This is a genomic window from Massilia alkalitolerans DSM 17462 (genome assembly GCF_000427785.1).
Classification (GTDB): Bacteria; Pseudomonadota; Gammaproteobacteria; order Burkholderiales; family Burkholderiaceae_D; genus Telluria; species Telluria alkalitolerans.
This window is the reverse complement of the sequence record NZ_ATYR01000031.1, coordinates 1-20,182: the sequence shown is the minus strand read 5'-3', so window position 1 is coordinate 20,182 and position 20,182 is coordinate 1. Positions and strand designations below refer to the sequence as shown.

Below are 20,182 nucleotides of genomic sequence, written 5' to 3'. Positions count from 1 at the left end.
CGAAAATGGACAGCAAAATGTCAAAGAAACAGCTGGCGTATATCGTCGGCATCCTAGCCGTAGGCGTCGTCCTGGCGCTCCTTATCATATTGACCAAGCCAGGGGCTCCAGCTGCCGAGGCAGGTGAGGCAGAGCACGCAGAGAAACAGATGGCGAGCAAGGCGGAAGGCGAGGCCGGCGAAGATTCCCATGAAGCCGAAGAGGCGCATTCCGACAGCGTCAAACTCACGGACGCTCAAATCTCGGCATCAGGAATCAAGGTATTGAAGGCCGCGCCAGCTACGATACGTTCTACGCTTTCTCTTCCGGGAGAGATTAAGTTCAACCAGGACAGGACGGCACAGGTTGTCCCACTCCTTGAGGGGACCGTACAGGCTGTACACGCGGACATCGGCCAATCAGTGAAAAAAGGGCAAGTGCTGGCCGTTATCGCAAGCGTGGAACTCTCGGACCTGCGTAGCCAACTGCTCACTGCCGAAAAGCGGCTATCGCTTGCCAAAACGACCCTCGCGCGTGAGAAGAAACTGTGGGAAGAAAAAATCTCGCCAGAGCAGGACTATCTGCAGGCCCGCCAAGCGATGCAGGAAGCAGAAATTGACTATCGCAACGCGGAGCAAAAGCTTCGCGCTCTCGGCTCCAGCGCCTATTCCAAAGGCGGGTTGAACAGCTACGAGCTCCGGGCTCCCTTCCACGGTGTAGTCGTAGAAAAGGCCGTCTCCTTGGGTCAGTCTGTCAAGGAGAACTCATCCCTCTTTACCATTGCCGACCTTTCCACCGTCTGGGCAGATGTCGCGGTGCCGGCCAGTGACCTCGTTAACGTGCGTGTTGGGGAGCAAGTCACAGTCAGAGCAAGCGCGCTTGAAACTGAGGCCGTTGGGAAAATTGCGTACGTCGGCTCGCTGCTCGGTGCTGAAACTCGTACTGCCACTGCCCGCGTTGTCCTTCCAAATCCCGCCCTATCCTGGCGTCCAGGACTGTTCGTCAACGTCGAGGTACAGCTCCAGTCAAATCAGCGGGAAGCGCCGGTTACGGTTGCAGCGGCCGCGCTTCAAACTGTTGAAGAGAAGCCAACGGTATTTGTCCGTATGCCCGGAGGCTTCCGAGCGGAGCACGTGACTCTTGGCCGTAGAGATACTGCGACGGTCGAGGTCACGAAGGGTCTCGCCCCAGGCACCGAGTACGCTGCCGCCAACAGCTTTGTAATCAAAGCGGAGCTGGGTAAATCCAGCGACGAAGATTCTCACTAAGGCGGAGCACACTCATGTTCGAACGTCTAATCCGCTTCGCCATCGCGCACCGATGGCTGGTCCTTCTAATCGTTGCCGGTATGGCGGCGATTGGAGTCTACAACTATCAACGTCTTCCTATAGACGCCGTCCCGGACATCACGAATGTTCAGGTCCAAATTAACACTGCGGCGCCCGGGTTCTCGCCGCTCGAGTCGGAGCAACGGGTAACGTATCCTATCGAGAACGTAATGGCTGGTCTGCCGAATCTTGAGCAGACAAGGTCCATTTCTCGTTACGGACTTTCGCAAGTGACGGTGACGTTCAAAGACGGGACCGACATCTACTTTGCCCGGCAGCTCGTGAACGAAAAGCTGCAGGAGGCAAAGGAGCGCCTACCAACAGGCGTCACCCCGGAAATGGGCCCCATTTCGACGGGGCTCGGAGAAATCTACCTCTGGACAGTAGAGGCTGATGAGAACGCACGCAAGCCCGATGGGACACCGTACACGCCGACAGACCTTCGGGAGGTCCAAGACTGGATTATCAAGCCGCAGCTTCGCGTTGTGCCTGGTGTCACTGAGGTCAATTCCATTGGTGGATACGTGAAGGAGTACCACGTGGCCCCCAATCCGCAGCGCTTGGCCGCATACGGTTTCACGATGAAGGACATTGTGGAAGCGATAGACCGTAACAACAGCACGGCGGGAGCCGGGTATATCGAACGTCGCGGCGAACAGCTTCTGGTTCGCGCACCGGGACAGGTACGGTCGCTTGATGAGATTGCAAGTATCACCCTTGGAACCTCTCAGGGAATTCCGATTCGCGTTCGGGATGTGGCTGAAGTAAGTATTGGCCAAGAGCTTCGTACGGGCGCCGCGACTGACAACGGGCGCGAGGTGGTGCTTGGAACGGTCTTCATGCTTATCGGTCAGAACAGCCGCGCTGTTTCCCAGGCGGTCGACCTGAAGATGAAGGAAATTAACCGAACACTTCCAAAGGGCGTGAATGCAATAACGGTCTATGACCGAACGGTGCTGGTCGATAAGGCCATTAATACCGTCAAGAAGAACTTGGTAGAAGGCGCGTTGCTCGTCGTCGCAGTGCTGTTTCTCTTCCTGGGAAACATCCGCGCTGCAATCATCGCTGCGATGGTCATACCTCTTTCGATGCTCTTCACCTTTACAGGCATGGTCACGTACAAGGTCAGCGCTAATTTGCTCAGCTTGGGCGCCCTAGACTTCGGCATCATCATCGACGGGGCGGTGGTTATCGTCGAAAACTGCGTGCGAAAACTTGCAGAAGCACAGGGACGGCTCGGCCGCCCTCTGACTCGAGCCGAACGCTTCGAAGAGGTTTTCGCTGCGTCGCGCGAAGCGCGCCGGCCGCTACTCTTCGGCCAGCTCATCATCATGGTGGTCTACCTGCCTATCTTTGCGCTTTCCGGTGTCGAGGGCAGGATGTTCCATCCGATGGCGATAACTGTCGTCATCGCACTGCTTGGGGCGATGATTCTTTCAATTACTTTCGTTCCCGCGGCCGTAGCGCTGTTCATTGGTAAGTCGGTGGCGGAAAAGGAAAGCAGGTTGATGCACCAAGCCACGCGACTCTACGAGCCGCTCCTTCGCAAGGTCATGGCTAACGGTGCCGTTGTCATTACTTTCGCAGTAGTCAGCATCGTACTCTCGGGCCTCCTAGCGACGCGTCTTGGCAGCGAGTTTGCGCCAAGCCTGAACGAGGGCGACTTTGCCATCAACGCAAACCGCATCCCAGGCACTAGCTTGTCCCAAACAGTCACTATGCAAGCTCAGCTAGAACGGGAACTTAAAGCCAAGCATCCGGAAATTGAGCGCGTGTTTGCCCGTACTGGAACATCTGAGGTGGCGTCCGACCCTATGCCACCAACCATGTCCGACGGATACGTGATGCTCAAGCCGGAGTCACAGTGGCCTAAACCCAAGAAGTCCCGTGACGAGTTGCTCGAGGCGATTCAAGCAACGGCAGCGACTCTGCCTGGTAATGCGTACGAGTTTTCTCAGCCTATCCAGCTCCGGTTTAACGAACTGATTTCGGGGGTGCGAAGCGATGTCGCGGTCAAAGTGTTCGGTGACGATATGGAGGTGCTTACCGCGACCGGAGCTCGGCTGTCCACTGCCCTGTCGAAGGTTCCTGGCGCTACTGATGTAAAGGTTGAGCAAGCTAGCGGCTTGCCTACGTTAACGGTCAATATCGACCGAGGCAAAGCATCCCGCTATGGCCTAGACATCAGTGATGTCCAGAAGGCGGTAGCCACTGCCGTCGGCGGAACTGAAGCAGGGACCGTCTTTGAAGGCGACCGTCAGTTCGATATCGTGGTGCGCCTCCCAGAGGGTACGAGAAACGACCTTGAGACGATGAGACGTCTGCCAATAGCGCTACCCGGCTCGGAGCAATCGACCTCTGGTCCACGTTTTATTCCATTAAGTGAGGTTGCAACTCTGGAGGTTGGCCCTGGGCCTAACCAGATTAGTCGAGAAAGCGGAAAGCGGCGCGTTGTCGTGTCTGCGAACGTTCGCGGACGAGACATTGGCTCGTTCGTGACCGAAGCTCAAGCGTCGATTGAAAAGTCCGTGTCAATACCGGCCGGGTACTGGACAGTATGGGGCGGGCAATTCGAGCAACTGGAGTCGGCTGCCGGCCGTTTGAAGGTGGTGGTTCCACTAGCTCTGCTTCTAGTGTTCACTCTGCTCTTCGCCATGTTCGGCAATCTCCGTGACGGACTGATTGTGTTTTCAGGCATTCCTTTTGCGCTTACCGGGGGGGTACTTGCACTCTGGCTTCGGGGAATCCCCTTCTCAATCTCCGCAGCAGTCGGCTTCATCGCTTTGTCAGGCGTTGCAGTGCTTAATGGCCTGGTCATGATTTCGTTCATTCGCAGCCTTCGTGAAGAAGGCATGTCTCTGGACGAAGCAATTGGACTCGGCGCTCTTACGCGGCTCCGCCCTGTCCTTATGACAGCGATGGTTGCATCACTTGGTTTCGTACCGATGGCTATCGCCACAGGGACAGGCGCCGAGGTACAACGCCCCTTAGCGACAGTTGTTATAGGCGGAATTCTTTCCTCGACTGCGTTGACGCTACTTGTCCTACCTCTGCTGTACCGCTTCGCATATCGAAAAGAAGAAGATGTCGACATCGCGGCGTCAAAAGGCAACGAGCACTTGGTAACAACCTAAAAAATCAAAGGGGCTCATTGTGGCTGTGAGCCCCTCTTCACGAACATTGGAGGCTTTATGAGTGCTGAACACGACCACGCGTCGGGTAGTAGTGAACGGGCATTGTGGATAGCCCTTGGTTTAACGAGTAGCGTTTTGGTTGCTGAAACAGTCGGAGGTATCGTCACGGGGAGTCTGGCGCTTATATCTGATGCAGCCCACATGTTGACTGATGCTGCGGCGCTCGCAATTGCGCTTGTTGCAATTCGCATAGGCCAGCGGGCCGCCGACCGAAAACGCAGCTTCGGCTACTACCGGTTTGAAATTCTGGCGGCAGCGTTCAACGCGTTGATGCTGTTTGGGGTGGCCATCTATATCCTTTACGAGGCCTATCAGCGCTTAGGTAATCCTCCTGAAATTCAATCCATCAGCATGCTAGCGTATGCAGCGGTAGGCCTGGTCGCAAACATAGTCAGTATCAGCATTCTGAAGTCTGGCAAAGATAAGAACCTCAACATGAAAGGGGCGTACCTAGAGGTTTGGAGTGACCTGTTAGGGTCGGCCGGCGTCATCGGCGGCGCACTGGTCATCCGATACACAGGCTGGACATGGGTTGACTCTGCGGTCGCGGTTGCTATCGGAATATGGGTTCTACCCCGCACATGGGCCCTCCTAAGGGCGAGCGTAAACATCTTGCTGGAGGGTGTTCCTGAAGAAATCGATATCGACGATTTGGGCGCTGCGTTGAGTGCAGTTCCAGGCGTCATTAGCTTCCATGACTTGCACGTCTGGGCCATCAGCAGCGGGAAAACTAGCATGACTGTTCACCTTGTACACCACGATGAAGTATTGCCGGCAACAATTCAACACACGGTAAGGCAGGTCATGTTCGAGAAATTCGGTATTGCGCATATCACCGTACAGGGTGAACTGACGCCGTGTCATCAAATAGACGAACAGTTTCACTTCTCAGACAAGCTATCTAACGACCCGCATGCCGGACATACGCATTAGTTTAGGCGTCGAAGACCTCGCGCCAAGATGCGGGGACATACCCTACCCCCCTATGCTATCATTTAAGCTTAGGGGGTGAAATGTCACATACAAGCCGTCAGAAGGAAAAATTGGTCAACCGAGTTCGTCGCATCCGCGGCCAGCTCGAAGCCGTCGAGCGAGCGTTAGAATCTGAGAGCGGTTGCACAGAAGTCCTGCACCTGTTAGCGGGCGCCCGGGGAGCGATGAACGGTTTAATGGCCGAGGTCATTGAAGACCACATCCGCGAACATGTAGCTAGCCCATCAATTCAGAGTGACGAGGAGCGCGCTCAAGGTGCAGATGAGCTCATCGATGTTGTCCGCTCATACCTGAAGTGAGCGAGCAATGGCTGTCAAATCACCATGCGTTGACCTGTGCAAGTTCGACGGTCGTACAGGCTACTGTACAGGCTGCCTACGGACGCGACCTGAGGCGCAGGGCTGGAAAAAGATGACGGACCACACCCGTCATCAAATTATCAATGAGCGCGGAAGACGCGAGAAAAAGCTGACAGGGAAATGACTGGTCAGCACACAAACGCCATGAAGATTAGCCTGCAGAACGACGACCTCTCCCCATGGGTTCACACACATAATTTCGACAAGGGTAGCCAGGCGGGTGAGCGCGGAACGCGAATAGTCATGTGGATTACTGCAGTGATGATGGTTATCGAAATCGTCGCTGGCTGGTGGCTAAATTCGATGGCACTGCTTGCGGACGGGTGGCACATGAGCTCGCATGCCCTCGCAATCGGGCTTAGTGCTTTCGCGTACTCAGCTGCCCGCAAATACGCGAATGACCCTCGATTCGCGTTTGGAACCTGGAAGATTGAAATCTTGGCCGGGTATACTAGCGCGGTCTCTCTGATTGGCATCGCTGTCTTGATGGCGGTCAGCTCAGTCGAGCGAATTTTTTCGCCGGCGCCAATTCACTATCGCGAAGCAATCATCATTGCGGTCATTGGACTTGTCGTGAATGTCGTCTGTGCTGTTATCTTGGGAGGCGCACACCACCATCATGGAGAGCATGACCACCATCACGGCGGCGACCACCATGACGCGTACGACCATGGCAATCACCACGACTTAAATCTGAAGTCGGCGTATATCCACGTTGTCGCTGACGCCGCCACCTCGGTACTCGCGATTGCCGCGCTTGTGGGCGGTTGGATGTTTGGATGGGCCTGGCTGGACCCAGCAATGGGTATCGTGGGCGCCGTCCTAGTTGCGATTTGGGCTAAGAACCTCATGAAAGAGTCCGGTAAGGTTCTGCTCGACCGCGAGATGGACGCCCCAGTGGTCGAAGAGATTCGTGAGGTAGTCGAAGCGAACGCAGGAAATAGCGATACTAGGATTGTCGACCTCCACGTGTGGCGAGTCGGCCGGCAAGGCTACTCTTGCGCATTGAGCGTGGTCACGCGTGACCCAACCCTTACTGCGGAAAGAGTGCGCGAGCAGCTTTCGATACACGAGGAGATAGTTCATTCGACAATTGAGTTGAACTATCGTTCATAAGCAGGACTTTGCCAGTGCCAAAGCACCTCGTGCCAGTTGAACTGGCGTGTAGGCTTTTTCGAAGCCTGAGAACAATGAGGAACACTCGGCTTAACTCATCGCAAGCGGTGCGACTGGCGACGGCAAGGGTTTACTTCGCTAAAGCTCCGGCGTGGTAAATTGCTGACTATTACATACCACCAAAGGTCCTCTATGCCTACCTATCAAGAATATCAGGAACAAATCGCAAAATTGCAGGCGCTCGCCGAGCAAGCACGCCAAGATGAACTCGTTGAAGCTCGTCGCAAAGTTCGTGAGCTCATGGATGCACATAAACTTTCGCCCTTAGACTTCGCCGAATCAAACAAGAAGACAAAGTCGGCGGAGAAGAAGGGAACGGTTCAAGCCAAGTACCGCGACCCAGATTCTGGAGCAACCTGGACAGGCCGTGGCCGCGCGCCTCGTTGGCTCAGCGGCAGAAATAAGGAAGAATTCCTTATCAAGTGAAGTAACCCGCGCTCGTGTAGATTTTCACTGGGGCACGTGTGAACTCATGTGCTTTTAAAGCGTAAGGTAAGACTTCTGCCCTGCCTTAATGACGTCCCAGTCAGCTATTCGTCCATTGCTCATCAGCGCTGCGCCTGGTCACTTACAGTCACTAGCGCAGCAGCTCTCACTCACAGCTGCTCTAATCTCAAGCAACTCCGCGGCCAAGTCTTTGTCAGCCAGAGTATAGACAGGCGCAAAGCCGCCGCCCGGGGTTCTGAAGTTCGTAGTTTGGCCTTGGTAGACGCGCGCTGCGGTCCACTGAACCTTGCTGTCGTAAACGTAACTGCGTAAGTCAAACTTCAACGTTTCGGGACTATGTGCCGTGCCGGAGACTCGCATGCCCGGAGCAACAACCCGCTGGGCGATATACTCGCCTGCCAATATTTCCTGCCAAACCCGCTTTGTGACCTTGTCGCCCCGGTAAGCAGCTTTTCCTCCATACCCGGCGACAGGCTTGAAAAACAGGTTGCGGCGCTCGTTCCACAATCGTTCAGCGTTACTTGTCGATACGCTCTCCGTGGACGGCACGTTAGCAACCAATATCTCAATCGTCGCTTGGGGCACACCGAGAGCTTCCAGTGCTGTGGCATCGCTCAGAATGGTGAGATTTCGCTTGTTTGCGTAGAGAGCGTGAGCTTGAGGATGCGGGGTGAGTACGACGGCATCCTCGCAGTAGGCGTCATGCAAAGGGCGCGACTCGGGCGCTTCAAGCATGAAGTCAGTAAGTCGGTTGTAGACCAGGTCAATCTTCAGCTCACCACACCACAGTGCTCCGTTTCTGAACGCAAGTTCACCAGGGTCTGCGATGACGGCATTGATGTCGTTCCTGGCGAACAGTCGTTGAAAGAGAAGAAACTCCGGATAGAGGTATTGTTGATGAGGTTGCGTGTCTACTATCGCAATGGTTCGTAGAGGCGCGGCTGGTCTTGCAGCGGCCCATTCCGACTTGAACATCTGAACTATCTGGTCCTCGAACGTAGCGCCCGAAAAAACCGCCTGTGCCAGTTGCGTATCGTCCAGGCAGCAGGTTCGATGCGCTTTCGCCATAACGGCGTTAAGCAATGCGCCTCCGGCGTTCGTGTTGATTTCAATGAGGCCGAGGTTCTCGCCGTCAGGGTGGAAGTCGTATCCGAAAAATACGCCCTGTACACCGCAGGTGCCTATCCTGGCGATGTCTGGCGCATCGGCCAGTATGAGCTCCCTGTATGCGGGAAGCCTGATGACTGACTCAAGCGCCGCAACTACCTCCTTGATTCTGTCTGCTTGGGTCTGTGAAATAAACACTGGCCGTGCCGAGAACAGGAACGGACATCGTTCCTCTATCAACTCAAAAAGCGTGTCGTCGTGCACTTCACCAGACAGTGCCGCCTTCAAGACAGACTTGTCCAGGCTGCTGCAGAAGCAGGAACTGTTGAGCTGCTCTGCTTGCAACTTGGACAAGCAAGAGGCGCTCACTTGGTTCTCGCTAACGATGTCTGAGTGTCGCATGTGCGTCCTATCCTTGATGTGAGTTCATGGCGCGGGTACTCGCCGGAGCCACCTGTCCTCGAAGACGCAAAGCGTTAGTGATTACTGAGACCGAGCTAAGACTCATGGCGAGAGCGGCAATCATCGGCGACAGCAGCTGTCCAGTGAAGGGATAGAGCACTCCAGCTGCCAGTGGAACTCCGAGCGCGTTGTAGACAAAGGCAAAGCCGAGGTTTTGCCACATGTTTCGCACTGTCTGTACAGAGATGGAGCGAGCGACTGCAATGCCGCGTAGGTCTCCCTTCACGAGGGTGACGTGGGCACTGTTGATAGCCACATCCGTCCCCGTACCCATGGCTACACCGACATTTGCTTTGGCGAGCGCCGGCGCATCATTGATGCCGTCGCCAGCCATTGCAACCACCCGCCCCTGCTTCTGCAGCTTGTCTACCAAAGCCAGCTTGTCTTGAGGCTTTACTTCGCCATGGAACTCGTCTATCCCGAGTTTCGAGGCAACCGAGCGCGCCGTTGTGATTCCATCCCCGGTAGCCATCACGACAGTAATCCCATCGTTACGCAGATTTGTCAGCGCCTCTGTCGTTGTCGCTTTGATGGGGTCGGATACCGCCAAGATTCCTACGAGCGTGCCGTCCTCGGCCAAATACATTACGCTGGCACCCTCGGCTCTTAGAGTCTCAGCATGTCCTGTAAGGCCGGCCCAAGCTACGCCCAAAGACTCTATCAGTGCCGTATTGCCTAGAGCAACACGTTTTCCCTCTACGACGCCTGTCACCCCGATACCGCTGGCTGACTCAAAGGACTCAGGCTTCGAGAGCGAAATCCCTCTGCTCTTTGCCTCAGCCACGATAGCGTGAGCTAGCGGATGTTCGCTGCCTTGGTCGAGGCTCGCGGCGAGCTGCAGGACGTACTCATCGTCGTATCCTTGCGCCGCGACAACGGTGTTAAACGCCGGCCTCCCTTCCGTTAGCGTTCCCGTCTTGTCTACAATGAGGGTATCCACTTTCCGAAGGTCTTCGATAGCTGCAGCATCGCGGAAGAGAACACCCTGCGTTGCCGCACGGCCGGTCGCGGCCATGATTGACATCGGGGTGGCCAAGCCGAGCGCGCATGGGCAGGCGATGATGAGCACTGCTACCGCATTGACGAATCCAAAAACCCAGCTTGGTTCGGGACCAAACAGCCCCCAGACCACAAAGGTCATAACCGCGATTGCTGCCACGACGACAACGAAGTATCCGGCAACCGAGTCAGCCAGGCGCTGCATTGGCGCGCGAGACCGCTGAGCCTGCGAAACCATCTGGACAATCTGCGACAGCATCGTTTCTGACCCGACCTTCTCCGCGGTCATTACAAGGCTTCCGCTTGTGTTGATAGTTGCGCCTATCAGCCGGTCGCCAGGTCTTTTTGTTACGGGCACGGGTTCGCCTGTCAGCATCGACTCGTCGACCGCGCTCGCCCCTTCCAACACCACTCCGTCTACCGGGACTTTCTCACCTGGACGAACCCGGAGGGAATCCCCAACGTGTACATGGGTAAGTGGAACGTCTTCCTCGCTTCCGTCCGAAGCAATGCGTCTTGCGGTCTTGGGAGCCAGACCCAGCAACGATTTGATGGCAGCAGAAGTTTGTGAGCGCGCACGGAGTTCGAGGATTTGGCCAAGGAGCGTCAGCGAAACGATAACTGCCGCCGCCTCGAAGTACACACCGATACGACCGTGGCTCGCGAAACTAACTGGGAAAGCGCTTGGGGCTAAAGTGGCAACGACGCTGTAGCCATACGCAGCCATGACCCCTGAGCCAATGAGCGTCCACATATTCGGGCGCATGCGTATGAGGGATTGGAACCATCGCACAAAGAATGGCCAGCCGGCCCAGAGAACTACCGGTGTGCTTAGCGCTAACTCAATCCAGTTCTGTCCCGCTACGCCTGCCGGGAAAAGCATATGGCCGAACATTGCCAGCGCAAAGACAACTGCTGTCAGTGGTAGCGTCCACCAGAAGCGCAGGCGAAAGTCGACCAGCTCTGGATTTTCTTCATCTTCCAACGACGGGAGCTCAGGCTCTAACGCCATACCGCAAATCGGGCAATTTCCCGGCGCAGGCTGTCGAATCTCAGGATGCATCGGACAGATAAAAATTGTCCCTGCCGGTGCTTCCTGTAGGCGCACCTCGGCTGAGTTCTTTGGGGCTAAATAGCTCTCTGGAGCGGCCCTAAACTTAACCATGCATTTTGCGCTGCAGAAGTGATATACCTCGCCCTCAAACGAAATCTCACGCTCGGGGTTCTGTCCAACCTTCATCCCGCATACAGGGTCAACAAATGGCTTTGAGTCCGATGCCTGGTCTGGAAGGCGCGTGGACTCCGCACTATGCGCGTGGTGGTGGCCGTTTCCCGCCATATGGTCGTGTGTCGCTTTACGCTCAGCCATGGTCGCCTCTCAATGTTCGTGATGTCGTCCGAAGCTGCAGCACTACTAGAAGGTGTGCGGCAGAGTTGCGTATCTACGCGTGATAGCTCATTCACAGTGCACTTTGGACCTTCCAAAAATGGGAAGGTCAAGCATTCTTAAGCTGGCAAATACCTCAGAAATATGCAATATTTGGACGGTTAGCACTCACATGGCAGCTGGCGGCTGTTGCGCAGTCAAAACAGCCGCAGCGAACAACACAGCAAGTAAAACAATGCTTTCTATCGTTAGTGCCAACTTCACGCGCGCAAGACCATGCGCTGAGTTCCGCGCAAGGGCCAGTCCGAAAAATTTGTTGTACCCGCCCAGTAGCAAAGCCACTGCAACTAGAGCGACCTTTACCAAAAGCGCCGTCGTATAGAGGGTGCCGCCAAGAAGGTTGTCCACGGTGCCAACCCTGTGCCATGAGTTAAATAATCCCGTGGCAAAAATCGCGATGACTGCAACAGTGGCCGCTACCGACATCGCCTCGAGATATCCACCCATCCGATTCGAATCGTCTTGGAGCGCGTCGGCTCCCATCGCCTTCCAAGCTGAGACAAACACAAGGCCGGTCCATGCTCCCATAGCAGTTAGATGAACTACCTCAGCTGCAAAAGGAATAGTCCAGTAACCGTTCTCTCCAGCGTGGCCCATCGATGCGCGTACAAACGCAAAGACGCCTAATGCCGCAAGCACTGCCCACTCACGCCATGCGGCCGTTGAACGATAGGCGCGAATCGCGAGTGCGAGCGCTAGAGCACTAAGCGAAATATAGCCAGCTCGTCCGATACTCGTCATGGTCAACATCTGCCACACGAGGTCCTTAGCTTCCGCCAGGCTCACACCACCCATGACTGCGGCGGAAGCCCATAGACCCGCGCAGCCTGCCAACACTCCCAGTGTTCCAGCAAAGATGTCAGCTGAACCTAGCAGGCGTTCGGTGTCCGGTTTCGAAACACCGGCTGCCAACATCCAGCGGCGTGCGAGCCATGAACCTACAAGCCAAGCGAACGCAACGTTCAGGAAAATGGCTGACCCAACCTGTAGACCCAGGACACTATCCATTTATTTCACCGAGAACGAGAAAGTTCCCGTACGACGGTGACCATCGTTTCCGGCGACAGCCCATTTAACGGTGTAAGTACCGGTGGACAGACCCTTGGTTTGAAGTCGCACAATTTTGGGGTTGCTGACGTCGACCTTCGCCTTGTCGGTTGCGATGACCTTCCCATCCGTATAAGTCAACGTCACAGTATTAAACGCCTGCTCGACTTTTTCATTAAAAGTCAGGGTAATTTCGGCAGGAGCTGTCTCTAAGACCGCCCCTGGCGTCGGGTTCGAGGTACTGAGTTTCGCGTGCGCCATGGCAAATGGGGCCGCAATGGTGGCTGCTGTAAAAACGCAGGCTGCTACGATTTTTTGAAGGGTTTTCATATTGCCTCTATGTAGGTGATTGGTTATTTGGCTTTACGGGAAGACCAGTGAACGTGCGTGATGACCCACTTGTCACCCTGCTTTTCCAATACGGCAGTCTCGGTGCCAAACGAGTGAACATCGGTCCCTTTGAACTTGCCTTTTGTTTCCGTTTCACGTGTGACGATGGCGATATTTCCCTCAACTCTTTCGTTCTGTCGCACGACCGTTTGACTTGTGGCCTTGGCAAACGCGATGTCGCCAGGAAGATGGTGACCAGCGTACTCATCGCGGGAGCGCTCGACGTAACCGGACTCGAAAATGTTGATGGTTGGGGAGAGGAAAACGGTTGCTGCGTCAGCCTTTCCGGCGGACAGTGCCGCATGAAACGCAGTTAACGTTTCAAGCGGCGTTGCTGCGAATGCCTGAAGCGATGCGGCCGAGATAGCAATGGCAAACAGTGTTTTACGCATAGATTTATAGGTTGGTAGTTGTAGGGGACGACCCGACAAGCCATTCATCGCTGACAGGCTTGTCGGCTCTTCGCTCAGCTGCAGCGTCTTATTTCTTCGCCGAAGATTTCTTCATTTCTGCCATGTGTGCCACTTCTTTCTTCTGCATCTCGACGAGCTTGTTTGCGAACTCTTTAACTTCGGCGTGCTCGAGCTTTGGTGCCGCGGTCTGCGCCATCTTGATTGCGCCTTTGTGGTGCTGACTCATCATGTCCACAAACATACGGTCAAACTGCTCGCCCTTCGCCGACGTTAGCTTGTCGCCTGTCATTCCCTTCATCGACTCGGACATGCCTGGCATCTTCATGTTTACTGCATCTGGTTTGCCGGCATACCACTGCTCTTTCCAACCCTTGAGCTGCGCAATCTCTTTCTCCTGCTCGGCCATCATCTTCTTAGCCATACCCTTGAGGTGTTCGCTAGCAGAACGAGTTTCGACCAGGCTGGCCATGTGCATAGCCATCTGATGGTGCATCGCCATGGTGTCCAGGAACTGCAGTTCATACGGCGCCTTAGCCGCGTTCGGCGAGCTCTTGTGCATCGACTGCATGTTTGTCATGTCATGCCCAGCGGCACCGTGTGCGCCGCTTTGATGCTGAGGTGCCGCGTTAGCAGACAGCGCAATCACGGCGATTGCGGCTAGTGCGATTTTCGAGATTTTCATATTTACTCCTTGGTTGGTTGCAAGAGTACTCACCCGATTACATACACCTAGCGCCGATGCTGATTCAGACACAGACGCCTCCTACCTCCCTCACTTATTTTTGAAGCACCAACTGGGTCACCACCAAGCGCCCATCAAGCCTTTCAGCGACGAACTTAATCTTGTCGCCGGCCTTGAGCGTATCGAGTGCTGAAACGTCCTTTACACCGAACACCATAGTCATCCCGGACATACCAAGGTTCTCAAGTGGACCGTGCTTGATAGTCAAACGCCCGGTGTCTTTATCGACTTTCTTGACTTCGCCTTCCGACAGTGCCAGTTCTTGACCTGCGACTGCCGCGGGCGCGTGATTTCCATGGTCGTGAGACTGCGCCATCGCACTGTTGAAAGCGAGGAGAGCAACTGTGGCGGCGACATTGGCAACGATTTTTGCGATTTTCATTCGATATCTCTTCTTTGATTTAGGTTTAGCAGCCCATTTCGAACTGCCAGTTACACACGATTCACTACGCTCAAACTCAGTCACTTCGCTTGAGGTCAATGCCCCGAATGGCCCGATGGTTTACGGACGTTAAATTCCACATTCTGAGCAGGCTTACCTGCAGGCATAGACTGCCCGCCGGCTGAGGTGTTCCTGGTAGCTTCAGGCGGGGCACCATTCCATTCATACGCTAGAGTTCCAGCAGGGTGCTTGTACCAACCCGGGTCGCTGTAATCGCCTCGCTTCTGGTCTTTACGAACCTTCATCACAGTGAACATGCCGCCCATTTCAACTCCGCCAAAGGGTCCTTGTCCCCCCATCATCGGAAGGGTGTTCTCTGGCAGCGGCATCTCCATCTCACCCATCGCTCCACCTGTCGAGCCCATGGCCATGTAGTCCGGAATGATTGAGCTAATCTTCTTCGCGACGTCGCTCTGAGATACGCCAATCATGTTGGGAACGTCATGTCCCATTGCATTCATGGTGTGGTGAGATTTATGGCAGTGGAATGCCCAGTCGCCCAGGTCACTTGCGACAAACTCGATAGCGCGCATCTGACCCACGCCGACGTCGACAGTCACTTCTGGCCAACGCGATTCCGGTCGAGTCCAGCCGCCGTCCGTGCCAGTTACTTCGAATTCGTGGCCGTGCAGGTGAATCGGGTGATTGGTCATCGTCAAGTTGCCAAAACGAATGCGCACGCGCTCGCCCTGGCGCGCGACCATTGAATCGATTCCCGGAAACACTCGGCTGTTAAACGTAAATAAATTGAAGTTCAACATCGTCGATGTCTTTGGCACAAAGCTACCAGGCTCGATGTCGTAGCTACCGAGGAGGAATACGTAGTCGCGGTCGACTTTCATGAAGTTGGGATTCTTCGGATGAGTTACCCAAAATCCCATCATCCCCATAGCCATTTGCACCATTTCGTCCGCATGCGGGTGATACATGAAGGTGCCCGGGCGTTTCGCTTCAAACTCATAGACCATCGTCTTACCGGGCTGGATTGGCTTTTGCGTCAATCCGGCAACGCCATCCATGCCGTTAGGCAGGCGCTGACCATGCCAGTGCACACTGGTATGCTCAGGGAGCCTGTTCGTCACGAAAATTCGAACACGGTCGCCTTCAACTACCTCAATGGTTGGCCCTGGTGAAGCGCCGTTGTAACCCCAGAGGTTCGCTTTCATGCCCGGTGCGAATTCACGTACGACGGGCTCAGCAACCAAGTGAAATTCCTTTACCCCGTTATTCATACGCCAGGGGAGCGACCAACCGTTGAGCGTCACCACTGGGTTGTACGGGCGCCCGTTTGGTGGAGGCGGCGGCACCTGTGTGGAAGCACTTTGAATGATTACCGCTTCTGGGAGGGACGCTGCGCCAACACGGCTGACTACCCCGGCCCCGACCAAGGCTGCTGCACCGGTGAATAAATCTCTACGTGAAACCATCTCAACTCTCCAATTAATGTTGTGCTGCTGGCGCAGAACTTGAACTTGCCGTCACTGCTTGCGAAACAGCCCCGCCGCCGCCATTGATAGCTGCTTGCATGTCGGTCTCTGCAATCCAAAAATCGCGCTGCGCTTCAATGGCGCCGTTCACGCTCATCACCTGGTCGCGTGCATCGGCCAGAAGCTCGAACACGCTGGCAAGCATGCCGTTGTAGCGGAGAAGAACTTCGTCCGAAATTTGCTTTCTCAACGGGACGACTTCGTCGCGATAGTGCTTGGCGACGTCGTAAGTAGTCCGGTACGCCGAATACGCTTCGCGCACTTCCGAGCGCGCTCGAATGGCAGTGTCAGCGGTGCGGTTGAGAGACATCATGTAGGTAGCCTTGGCACGAGCCCGTCGTGCCCCGCCCCAGTCAAAAATGGGCAGCTCCAGTGATATGTCGTAGCCGTTTTCGCGAGGTGCGCCCGTCGTACTCTTATTGGCATATCCAGCGTCAAGGACATTGATGAAGCCCGTCGCGTTGGTCAGGCCCAGCGACCGAGCAGTAGCTTCGACATCTCGTTTGGCAAACTGAATGTCGAGCCTCTGCTCCATCGCCATTGCCTCAAGCGCACCAGGCTCATTCGGCTTTTGCGGCAGGTCCGGCAAGCGGTCAGGAATTTTGAAGTTGATGTTTGAACCCCAGAGGCCGAGTAACCGCACGAGTTGTTCACGTGCAGCCGTCGCAGCGTGGCGGGTACGGGCGTACTGCGTCGTTGCTTCGGCATAAAACGCCTGCTGGCGTGCCCTGTCCAGTTTGCTAGAGTTACCAACCTTCGCCTGCTCTTGCGCCAGTTGAGCTCCAGCCTCGGCTGAAATTACTACTTGGCTCATGAATTTCTCTGCCTGAGCAGCCGCTACAGCGTTGAAGTAAGCCCGGCGAGTTTCGCTAGCTAAGCGGACGGCTTCTGACGCTGCGACCAGCTTCGCTTGTTCAAACCGGCCGCGTTCGATAGTGCTTCGAACTGGAAGAGTCAGGAGGCCAATCAAATCGAACATGACGCTACGTCCGATTTCAGTAGTGTCGACGCCCCGCATCTTGCTAAACGAGAAACCAGGGTTACGCAGCCGGCCGGCTTGAACGAAGTCGGCTTCCGATACGCCCAGCTCCGCCAGTGACGCCTGGAAGCCGCGGTTGTTGAGCAGGGCAATCTGTACAGCGCTGTCCGGTGTCAGCGGCGGCGACAACAGCTTCGAGACTTCAGTAGTGCTAGTCTGCGCATCTTTGTCGTTGCGCTCTGCCGAGACTCCGAAGCCGGTCCGCGGTTTCGTCAACGTTGAGACGTCACTTGCTCCGCCGTCGCTAGACAGCGTCGAGCACCCGGCCAAAACTGATATCGCTAGAAGGAGGCCAGAAGTCTTCAAAGCAGGTGTGATATTCAGAGGCCTCATTTCCTGGTTCCTTTTTCTTGAGGTTGCTGATGCTGCCCATGCGCAGCGTCATTCATTGCTCCACTCGCAGGTGCTGCGCTAGCCGCATTGGCTGGCTTCTTCGGCTGGCCCATCTGGTGCCCAGCATGCGGGTCGGGCTTTGGAGCTGGTGCCATCTGATGCCCAGCATGCGAGTCGGGCTTTGGAGCTGGTGCCATCTGATGACCTGCGTGTGGGTCTGGCTTTGGAGTTGGCGCCATTTGATGGCCCGTATGCGCTGCAGCGGCAGGTTGGCCATTAGACGTCGCTGGAGAGGCTGTTGGAGCTGGCATTTGATGACCGGCATGGGACGCCTGGCCAGCGGGTGCAGCTGGTGTTGCGCGGCTCGGGCTAGCGCTTGGATTTACACCTTGGGCCGGCATCGTGTGCCCAGAGTGGCCGCTAGCATCTTGCGGCGCCGGAGATTCGGCCCCATGAGCTTCCCCATGCATGCCCTCGCTTGCAACTGTAGCGTTAGCCTCTCGCCATACTTTGTCAGGTGAGACGTTACTCTCCCTCACTGGGGTGTATGTCGACAAAACCGAGGTGTACGACGTTTGCGGAACTTGGGCAGCTGGGTCAGCGACCTTAAGAGAAACTGGAGGCTCGCTCGCAAAGGACACGAGCGAAGTTACGGCTGCCGCGGTAGCGGCAACAAAACGCTTTGAAAACATAGTTGTCCCAAAATCGAAAGTAGGCGCGCAGTAGTATCGCGCGACAAAAGCACAACGAAATACGAGCGAGTACGCGCGTCGTTGCTACCGAAAACGATTAAACGGCGAAGGGCCGGGGGGGACGTTCGAGACTGTCGGGGATGAATCCGCCGACAAATGTAGAGCCGAAGGTCTCATAGACCTCAGCGTTACTGAAGGAAGGTTTGAAGGTCAACAGCTGAGGGGGAGCGAAGGCCCCAACAGAGCAAGCAGCACAAGCACTGCACGACCCATGCTTGATGCTTGTGGACGTATCGCTGCTCTGTTTGCTAGACGACGCCATCTCTGGGCAATGGTCATCCTGGCCGGACGGTTGGTCCATGCCTGCACCGTCAGAAATATCTGATACGTTACCGTGGTCCATCGCGCTGGCGACCATGCTCATACTCTGATGACTTGAACCGCACGCCCGCAGCACATTCGCTGCAAATGCCTGGAAAGGCATCACGGCGATTAGCAGCCATAGTACGTAGGTTTTCAGGGTTCGATTCATTGGTCGAAAGTGTAGCACGAGCTCTTTCACCGTCAAGGTGACACAAATCCAAGATACACCTTCCCACAACAGGAAGGTCAAGCGAAATCGCACTGAACTTAACAAATAGTTGCGTCTGCCAAGCCCCGGCGCCGTGTCATTGCCAGATTTACAAAAAAAGGCAGTATCAATACGCTACGAAAATATATACTTTTGCGCTACCACAACATTACGGTATTTTCATGACGACCCTCATCCGACTCTGGCTTTCCCTGCTTCTGCTTGTATGGACGCAAGCTGGTGCTCAAGAGTCACAAGTCAGCCAGAACCTTCGCTCATGCGAGGCCGGGTATTCAAGCTGCGATATATCTTTATTAAACGGGTCGCAACTCGAGCGAGTCCGTCAATCAACCCTCGCACGAAACTTCCGTTCTTGCGACAGTGGATACTCAAGTTGTGACTTGGCCCTGCTGACTAAGTCTCAGCGAACACAGGTTCACAGTTCTGCCTTGGCTAGGAACTTTCGGAGCTGCGATAGCGGTTACAGCAGCTGTGACGAATCTTTACTAACGACAGCACAGCAGACACAAGTGCTCAAATCCCAGCACAGCCGAAACTTTCGGAGCTGCGATAGCGGATATTCATCCTGCGACCTGACACTGCTGACACAGCAGCAGCATGACAAAGTTAAGCTCTCGGCCCTGGCTCGAAATTTCGCCAGCTGCGATAGAGGTTACTCAGGGTGCGATACGGCGCTTTTGACTGCAGCACAGCGCGCACAAGTCGATGCGTCAGGTCGTACCCGCAATTTCCACAGCTGCAACAGCGGATACTCTGGATGCGATGCGAGCATCCTCACTGACGTCCAACGTACGACCGTTACGGAATCCGCTTCACGCCGAAATGCGTATAACTGCCAGAAGGGGTACAGCAGCTGTGTTCATACGGTCAGGACTTCGGAGTCACTATCGTCGGCGCCGGGACGTAGTTCAAGCTCGCCCCACGCCCGCACTCGCGACACCTACATTACAGGTGGCCAACAGGCTTCTTTTGAAACGGCGAAGAGCGCGTCAACCAAACCTAAGGCGCCAACTGCCCTGGGCCCTGACGCAGTCGAAACAGTCGTGTTACCAGTCGCAGCCGGGCCGACTTGCGCTGAGAATGGGTCCTGCTATGGCGACATCAGCTCAGCAACACTAAGGCCCAAGACGACACACGTTAGCGGTTACACACGTCGTGATGGAACGTACGTTCGCGGACACTACCGTAGCAAGTAATTGTAAACACGCGGCAGGCCTTGATACTGAATCGCCCCGGCTTTCGTGGAGGCCGGTTAGTGTGAGTCAGGCCGGAACAGCCTGACTGCTCAACTGCTTGTAATAGTTTGCCTCAGCTTCCGCTGGCGGTATATAACCGAGCGGCTCCAGCAAGCGGTGGTGGTTGAACCAGGAAACCCATTCCAGCGTGGCCAGTTCAACGGCTTCACGTGTTCTCCAAGGAGCACGGCGGTGGATCAACTCAGCCTTGTAGAGCCCGTTGATGGTCTCGGCTAGGGCATTATCATAGCTGTCGCCTTTGCTGCCCACAGAAGGCTC

Annotated in this window: 18 protein-coding genes; 7 read left to right on the top strand and 11 right to left on the bottom strand. The window is 55.4% G+C overall.

Annotated elements, in window-relative coordinates:
* The first annotated feature begins 5 nt into the window (after positions 1 to 5).
* From YWC_RS0122855 to YWC_RS32285, 7 genes are all read left to right on the top strand, one after another.
* Positions 6 to 1,247, top strand: coding sequence for an efflux RND transporter periplasmic adaptor subunit (locus YWC_RS0122855; protein WP_027867474.1), 1,242 nt, complete (start codon positions 6 to 8; stop codon positions 1,245 to 1,247).
* 14 nt (positions 1,248 to 1,261) lie between these two features.
* Positions 1,262 to 4,441 carry a CusA/CzcA family heavy metal efflux RND transporter gene (locus YWC_RS0122850; protein WP_027867473.1) on the top strand — a complete coding sequence of 1,060 codons (3,180 nt, stop codon included), beginning with the start codon at positions 1,262 to 1,264 and terminating at the stop codon, positions 4,439 to 4,441.
* Between the two features lie 57 nt (positions 4,442 to 4,498).
* A complete protein-coding gene (locus YWC_RS30455) occupies positions 4,499 to 5,434 on the top strand; it encodes a cation diffusion facilitator family transporter (protein ID WP_051306679.1) in 936 nt (311 codons plus the stop codon).
* An 80-nt stretch (positions 5,435 to 5,514) separates the two neighbouring features.
* On the top strand, positions 5,515 to 5,793 hold the full coding sequence (locus tag YWC_RS0122840) for a metal/formaldehyde-sensitive transcriptional repressor (protein ID WP_027867472.1): 279 nt from the start codon (positions 5,515 to 5,517) through the stop codon (positions 5,791 to 5,793).
* A 7-nt stretch (positions 5,794 to 5,800) separates the two neighbouring features.
* Positions 5,801 to 5,977, top strand: coding sequence for a DUF1289 domain-containing protein (locus YWC_RS32290; RefSeq protein WP_084416541.1), 177 nt, complete (start codon positions 5,801 to 5,803; stop codon positions 5,975 to 5,977).
* 32 nt (positions 5,978 to 6,009) lie between these two features.
* Positions 6,010 to 6,969, top strand: a complete 960-nt coding sequence (gene dmeF / locus YWC_RS0122835) for a CDF family Co(II)/Ni(II) efflux transporter DmeF (protein ID WP_156923854.1) — start codon at positions 6,010 to 6,012, stop codon at positions 6,967 to 6,969.
* 192 nt (positions 6,970 to 7,161) lie between these two features.
* A complete protein-coding gene (locus YWC_RS32285; RefSeq protein ID WP_084416540.1) occupies positions 7,162 to 7,455 on the top strand; it encodes an H-NS histone family protein in 294 nt (97 codons plus the stop codon).
* A 138-nt stretch (positions 7,456 to 7,593) separates the two neighbouring features.
* On the opposite strand, the gene YWC_RS30450 is transcribed toward YWC_RS32285, so the two are convergent.
* The 11 genes from YWC_RS30450 to YWC_RS30435 all read right to left on the bottom strand — a co-directional run.
* On the bottom strand, positions 7,594 to 8,985 hold the full coding sequence (locus tag YWC_RS30450) for a hypothetical protein (RefSeq protein WP_229413170.1): 1,392 nt from the start codon (positions 8,983 to 8,985) through the stop codon (positions 7,594 to 7,596).
* A gap of 7 nt (positions 8,986 to 8,992) precedes the next feature.
* Complete coding sequence (locus YWC_RS30445) at positions 8,993 to 11,413, bottom strand: heavy metal translocating P-type ATPase (protein WP_156923849.1); 2,421 nt, start codon at positions 11,411 to 11,413, stop codon at positions 8,993 to 8,995.
* A gap of 186 nt (positions 11,414 to 11,599) precedes the next feature.
* Complete coding sequence (locus tag YWC_RS32280; RefSeq protein ID WP_027867470.1) at positions 11,600 to 12,499, bottom strand: CopD family protein; 900 nt, start codon at positions 12,497 to 12,499, stop codon at positions 11,600 to 11,602.
* On the bottom strand, positions 12,500 to 12,868 hold the full coding sequence (locus YWC_RS0122810; RefSeq protein ID WP_027867469.1) for a copper resistance CopC family protein: 369 nt from the start codon (positions 12,866 to 12,868) through the stop codon (positions 12,500 to 12,502).
* A gap of 23 nt (positions 12,869 to 12,891) precedes the next feature.
* Positions 12,892 to 13,320 carry a YybH family protein gene (locus tag YWC_RS0122805; RefSeq protein WP_027867468.1) on the bottom strand — a complete coding sequence of 143 codons (429 nt, stop codon included), beginning with the start codon at positions 13,318 to 13,320 and terminating at the stop codon, positions 12,892 to 12,894.
* Positions 13,321 to 13,408: 88 nt separating this feature from the next.
* Entirely contained in the window at positions 13,409 to 14,023 is a 615-nt protein-coding gene (locus YWC_RS30440; RefSeq protein ID WP_084416539.1) for a DUF305 domain-containing protein, read from the bottom strand.
* A gap of 94 nt (positions 14,024 to 14,117) precedes the next feature.
* Complete coding sequence (locus YWC_RS0122795) at positions 14,118 to 14,465, bottom strand: copper-binding protein (protein WP_027867467.1); 348 nt, start codon at positions 14,463 to 14,465, stop codon at positions 14,118 to 14,120.
* Positions 14,466 to 14,560: 95 nt separating this feature from the next.
* Positions 14,561 to 15,952, bottom strand: a complete 1,392-nt coding sequence (locus tag YWC_RS0122790) for a multicopper oxidase family protein (protein WP_027867466.1) — start codon at positions 15,950 to 15,952, stop codon at positions 14,561 to 14,563.
* Between the two features lie 13 nt (positions 15,953 to 15,965).
* The gene (locus tag YWC_RS0122785; protein WP_229413169.1) at positions 15,966 to 17,267 is read right to left on the bottom strand and encodes a TolC family protein; all 1,302 of its coding nucleotides are present in this window, start codon (positions 17,265 to 17,267) and stop codon (positions 15,966 to 15,968) included.
* Between the two features lie 28 nt (positions 17,268 to 17,295).
* Positions 17,296 to 17,436: a hypothetical protein gene (locus YWC_RS33905; RefSeq protein ID WP_229413168.1), complete on the bottom strand. Its 141-nt coding sequence runs from the start codon at positions 17,434 to 17,436 to the stop codon at positions 17,296 to 17,298.
* Between the two features lie 2,494 nt (positions 17,437 to 19,930).
* Positions 19,931 to 20,182, bottom strand: a 252-nt coding sequence (locus tag YWC_RS30435; protein WP_036215568.1) for an integrase core domain-containing protein, incomplete at its 5' end; no start/stop codon positions are given.

Excerpts from the sequence above, each read along its gene's own strand:
- YWC_RS0122855 (WP_027867474.1), top strand. The coding sequence starts at position 6 with ATGGACAGCAAAATGTCAAAGAAACAGCTGGCGTATATCGTCGGCATC.
- YWC_RS0122850 (WP_027867473.1), top strand. The coding sequence starts at position 1,262 with ATGTTCGAACGTCTAATCCGCTTCGCCATCGCGCACCGATGGCTGGTC.
- YWC_RS30455 (WP_051306679.1), top strand. The coding sequence starts at position 4,499 with ATGAGTGCTGAACACGACCACGCGTCGGGTAGTAGTGAACGGGCATTG.
- YWC_RS0122840 (WP_027867472.1), top strand. The coding sequence starts at position 5,515 with ATGTCACATACAAGCCGTCAGAAGGAAAAATTGGTCAACCGAGTTCGT.
- YWC_RS32290 (WP_084416541.1), top strand. The coding sequence starts at position 5,801 with ATGGCTGTCAAATCACCATGCGTTGACCTGTGCAAGTTCGACGGTCGT.
- YWC_RS32285 (WP_084416540.1), top strand. The coding sequence starts at position 7,162 with ATGCCTACCTATCAAGAATATCAGGAACAAATCGCAAAATTGCAGGCG.
- YWC_RS30450 (WP_229413170.1), bottom strand. The coding sequence starts at position 8,985 with ATGCGACACTCAGACATCGTTAGCGAGAACCAAGTGAGCGCCTCTTGC.
- YWC_RS30445 (WP_156923849.1), bottom strand. The coding sequence starts at position 11,413 with ATGGCTGAGCGTAAAGCGACACACGACCATATGGCGGGAAACGGCCAC.
- YWC_RS32280 (WP_027867470.1), bottom strand. The coding sequence starts at position 12,499 with ATGGATAGTGTCCTGGGTCTACAGGTTGGGTCAGCCATTTTCCTGAAC.
- YWC_RS0122810 (WP_027867469.1), bottom strand. The coding sequence starts at position 12,868 with ATGAAAACCCTTCAAAAAATCGTAGCAGCCTGCGTTTTTACAGCAGCC.
- YWC_RS0122805 (WP_027867468.1), bottom strand. The coding sequence starts at position 13,320 with ATGCGTAAAACACTGTTTGCCATTGCTATCTCGGCCGCATCGCTTCAG.
- YWC_RS30440 (WP_084416539.1), bottom strand. The coding sequence starts at position 14,023 with ATGAAAATCTCGAAAATCGCACTAGCCGCAATCGCCGTGATTGCGCTG.
- YWC_RS0122795 (WP_027867467.1), bottom strand. The coding sequence starts at position 14,465 with ATGAAAATCGCAAAAATCGTTGCCAATGTCGCCGCCACAGTTGCTCTC.
- YWC_RS0122790 (WP_027867466.1), bottom strand. The coding sequence starts at position 15,952 with ATGGTTTCACGTAGAGATTTATTCACCGGTGCAGCAGCCTTGGTCGGG.
- YWC_RS33905 (WP_229413168.1), bottom strand. The coding sequence starts at position 17,436 with ATGACGCTGCGCATGGGCAGCATCAGCAACCTCAAGAAAAAGGAACCA.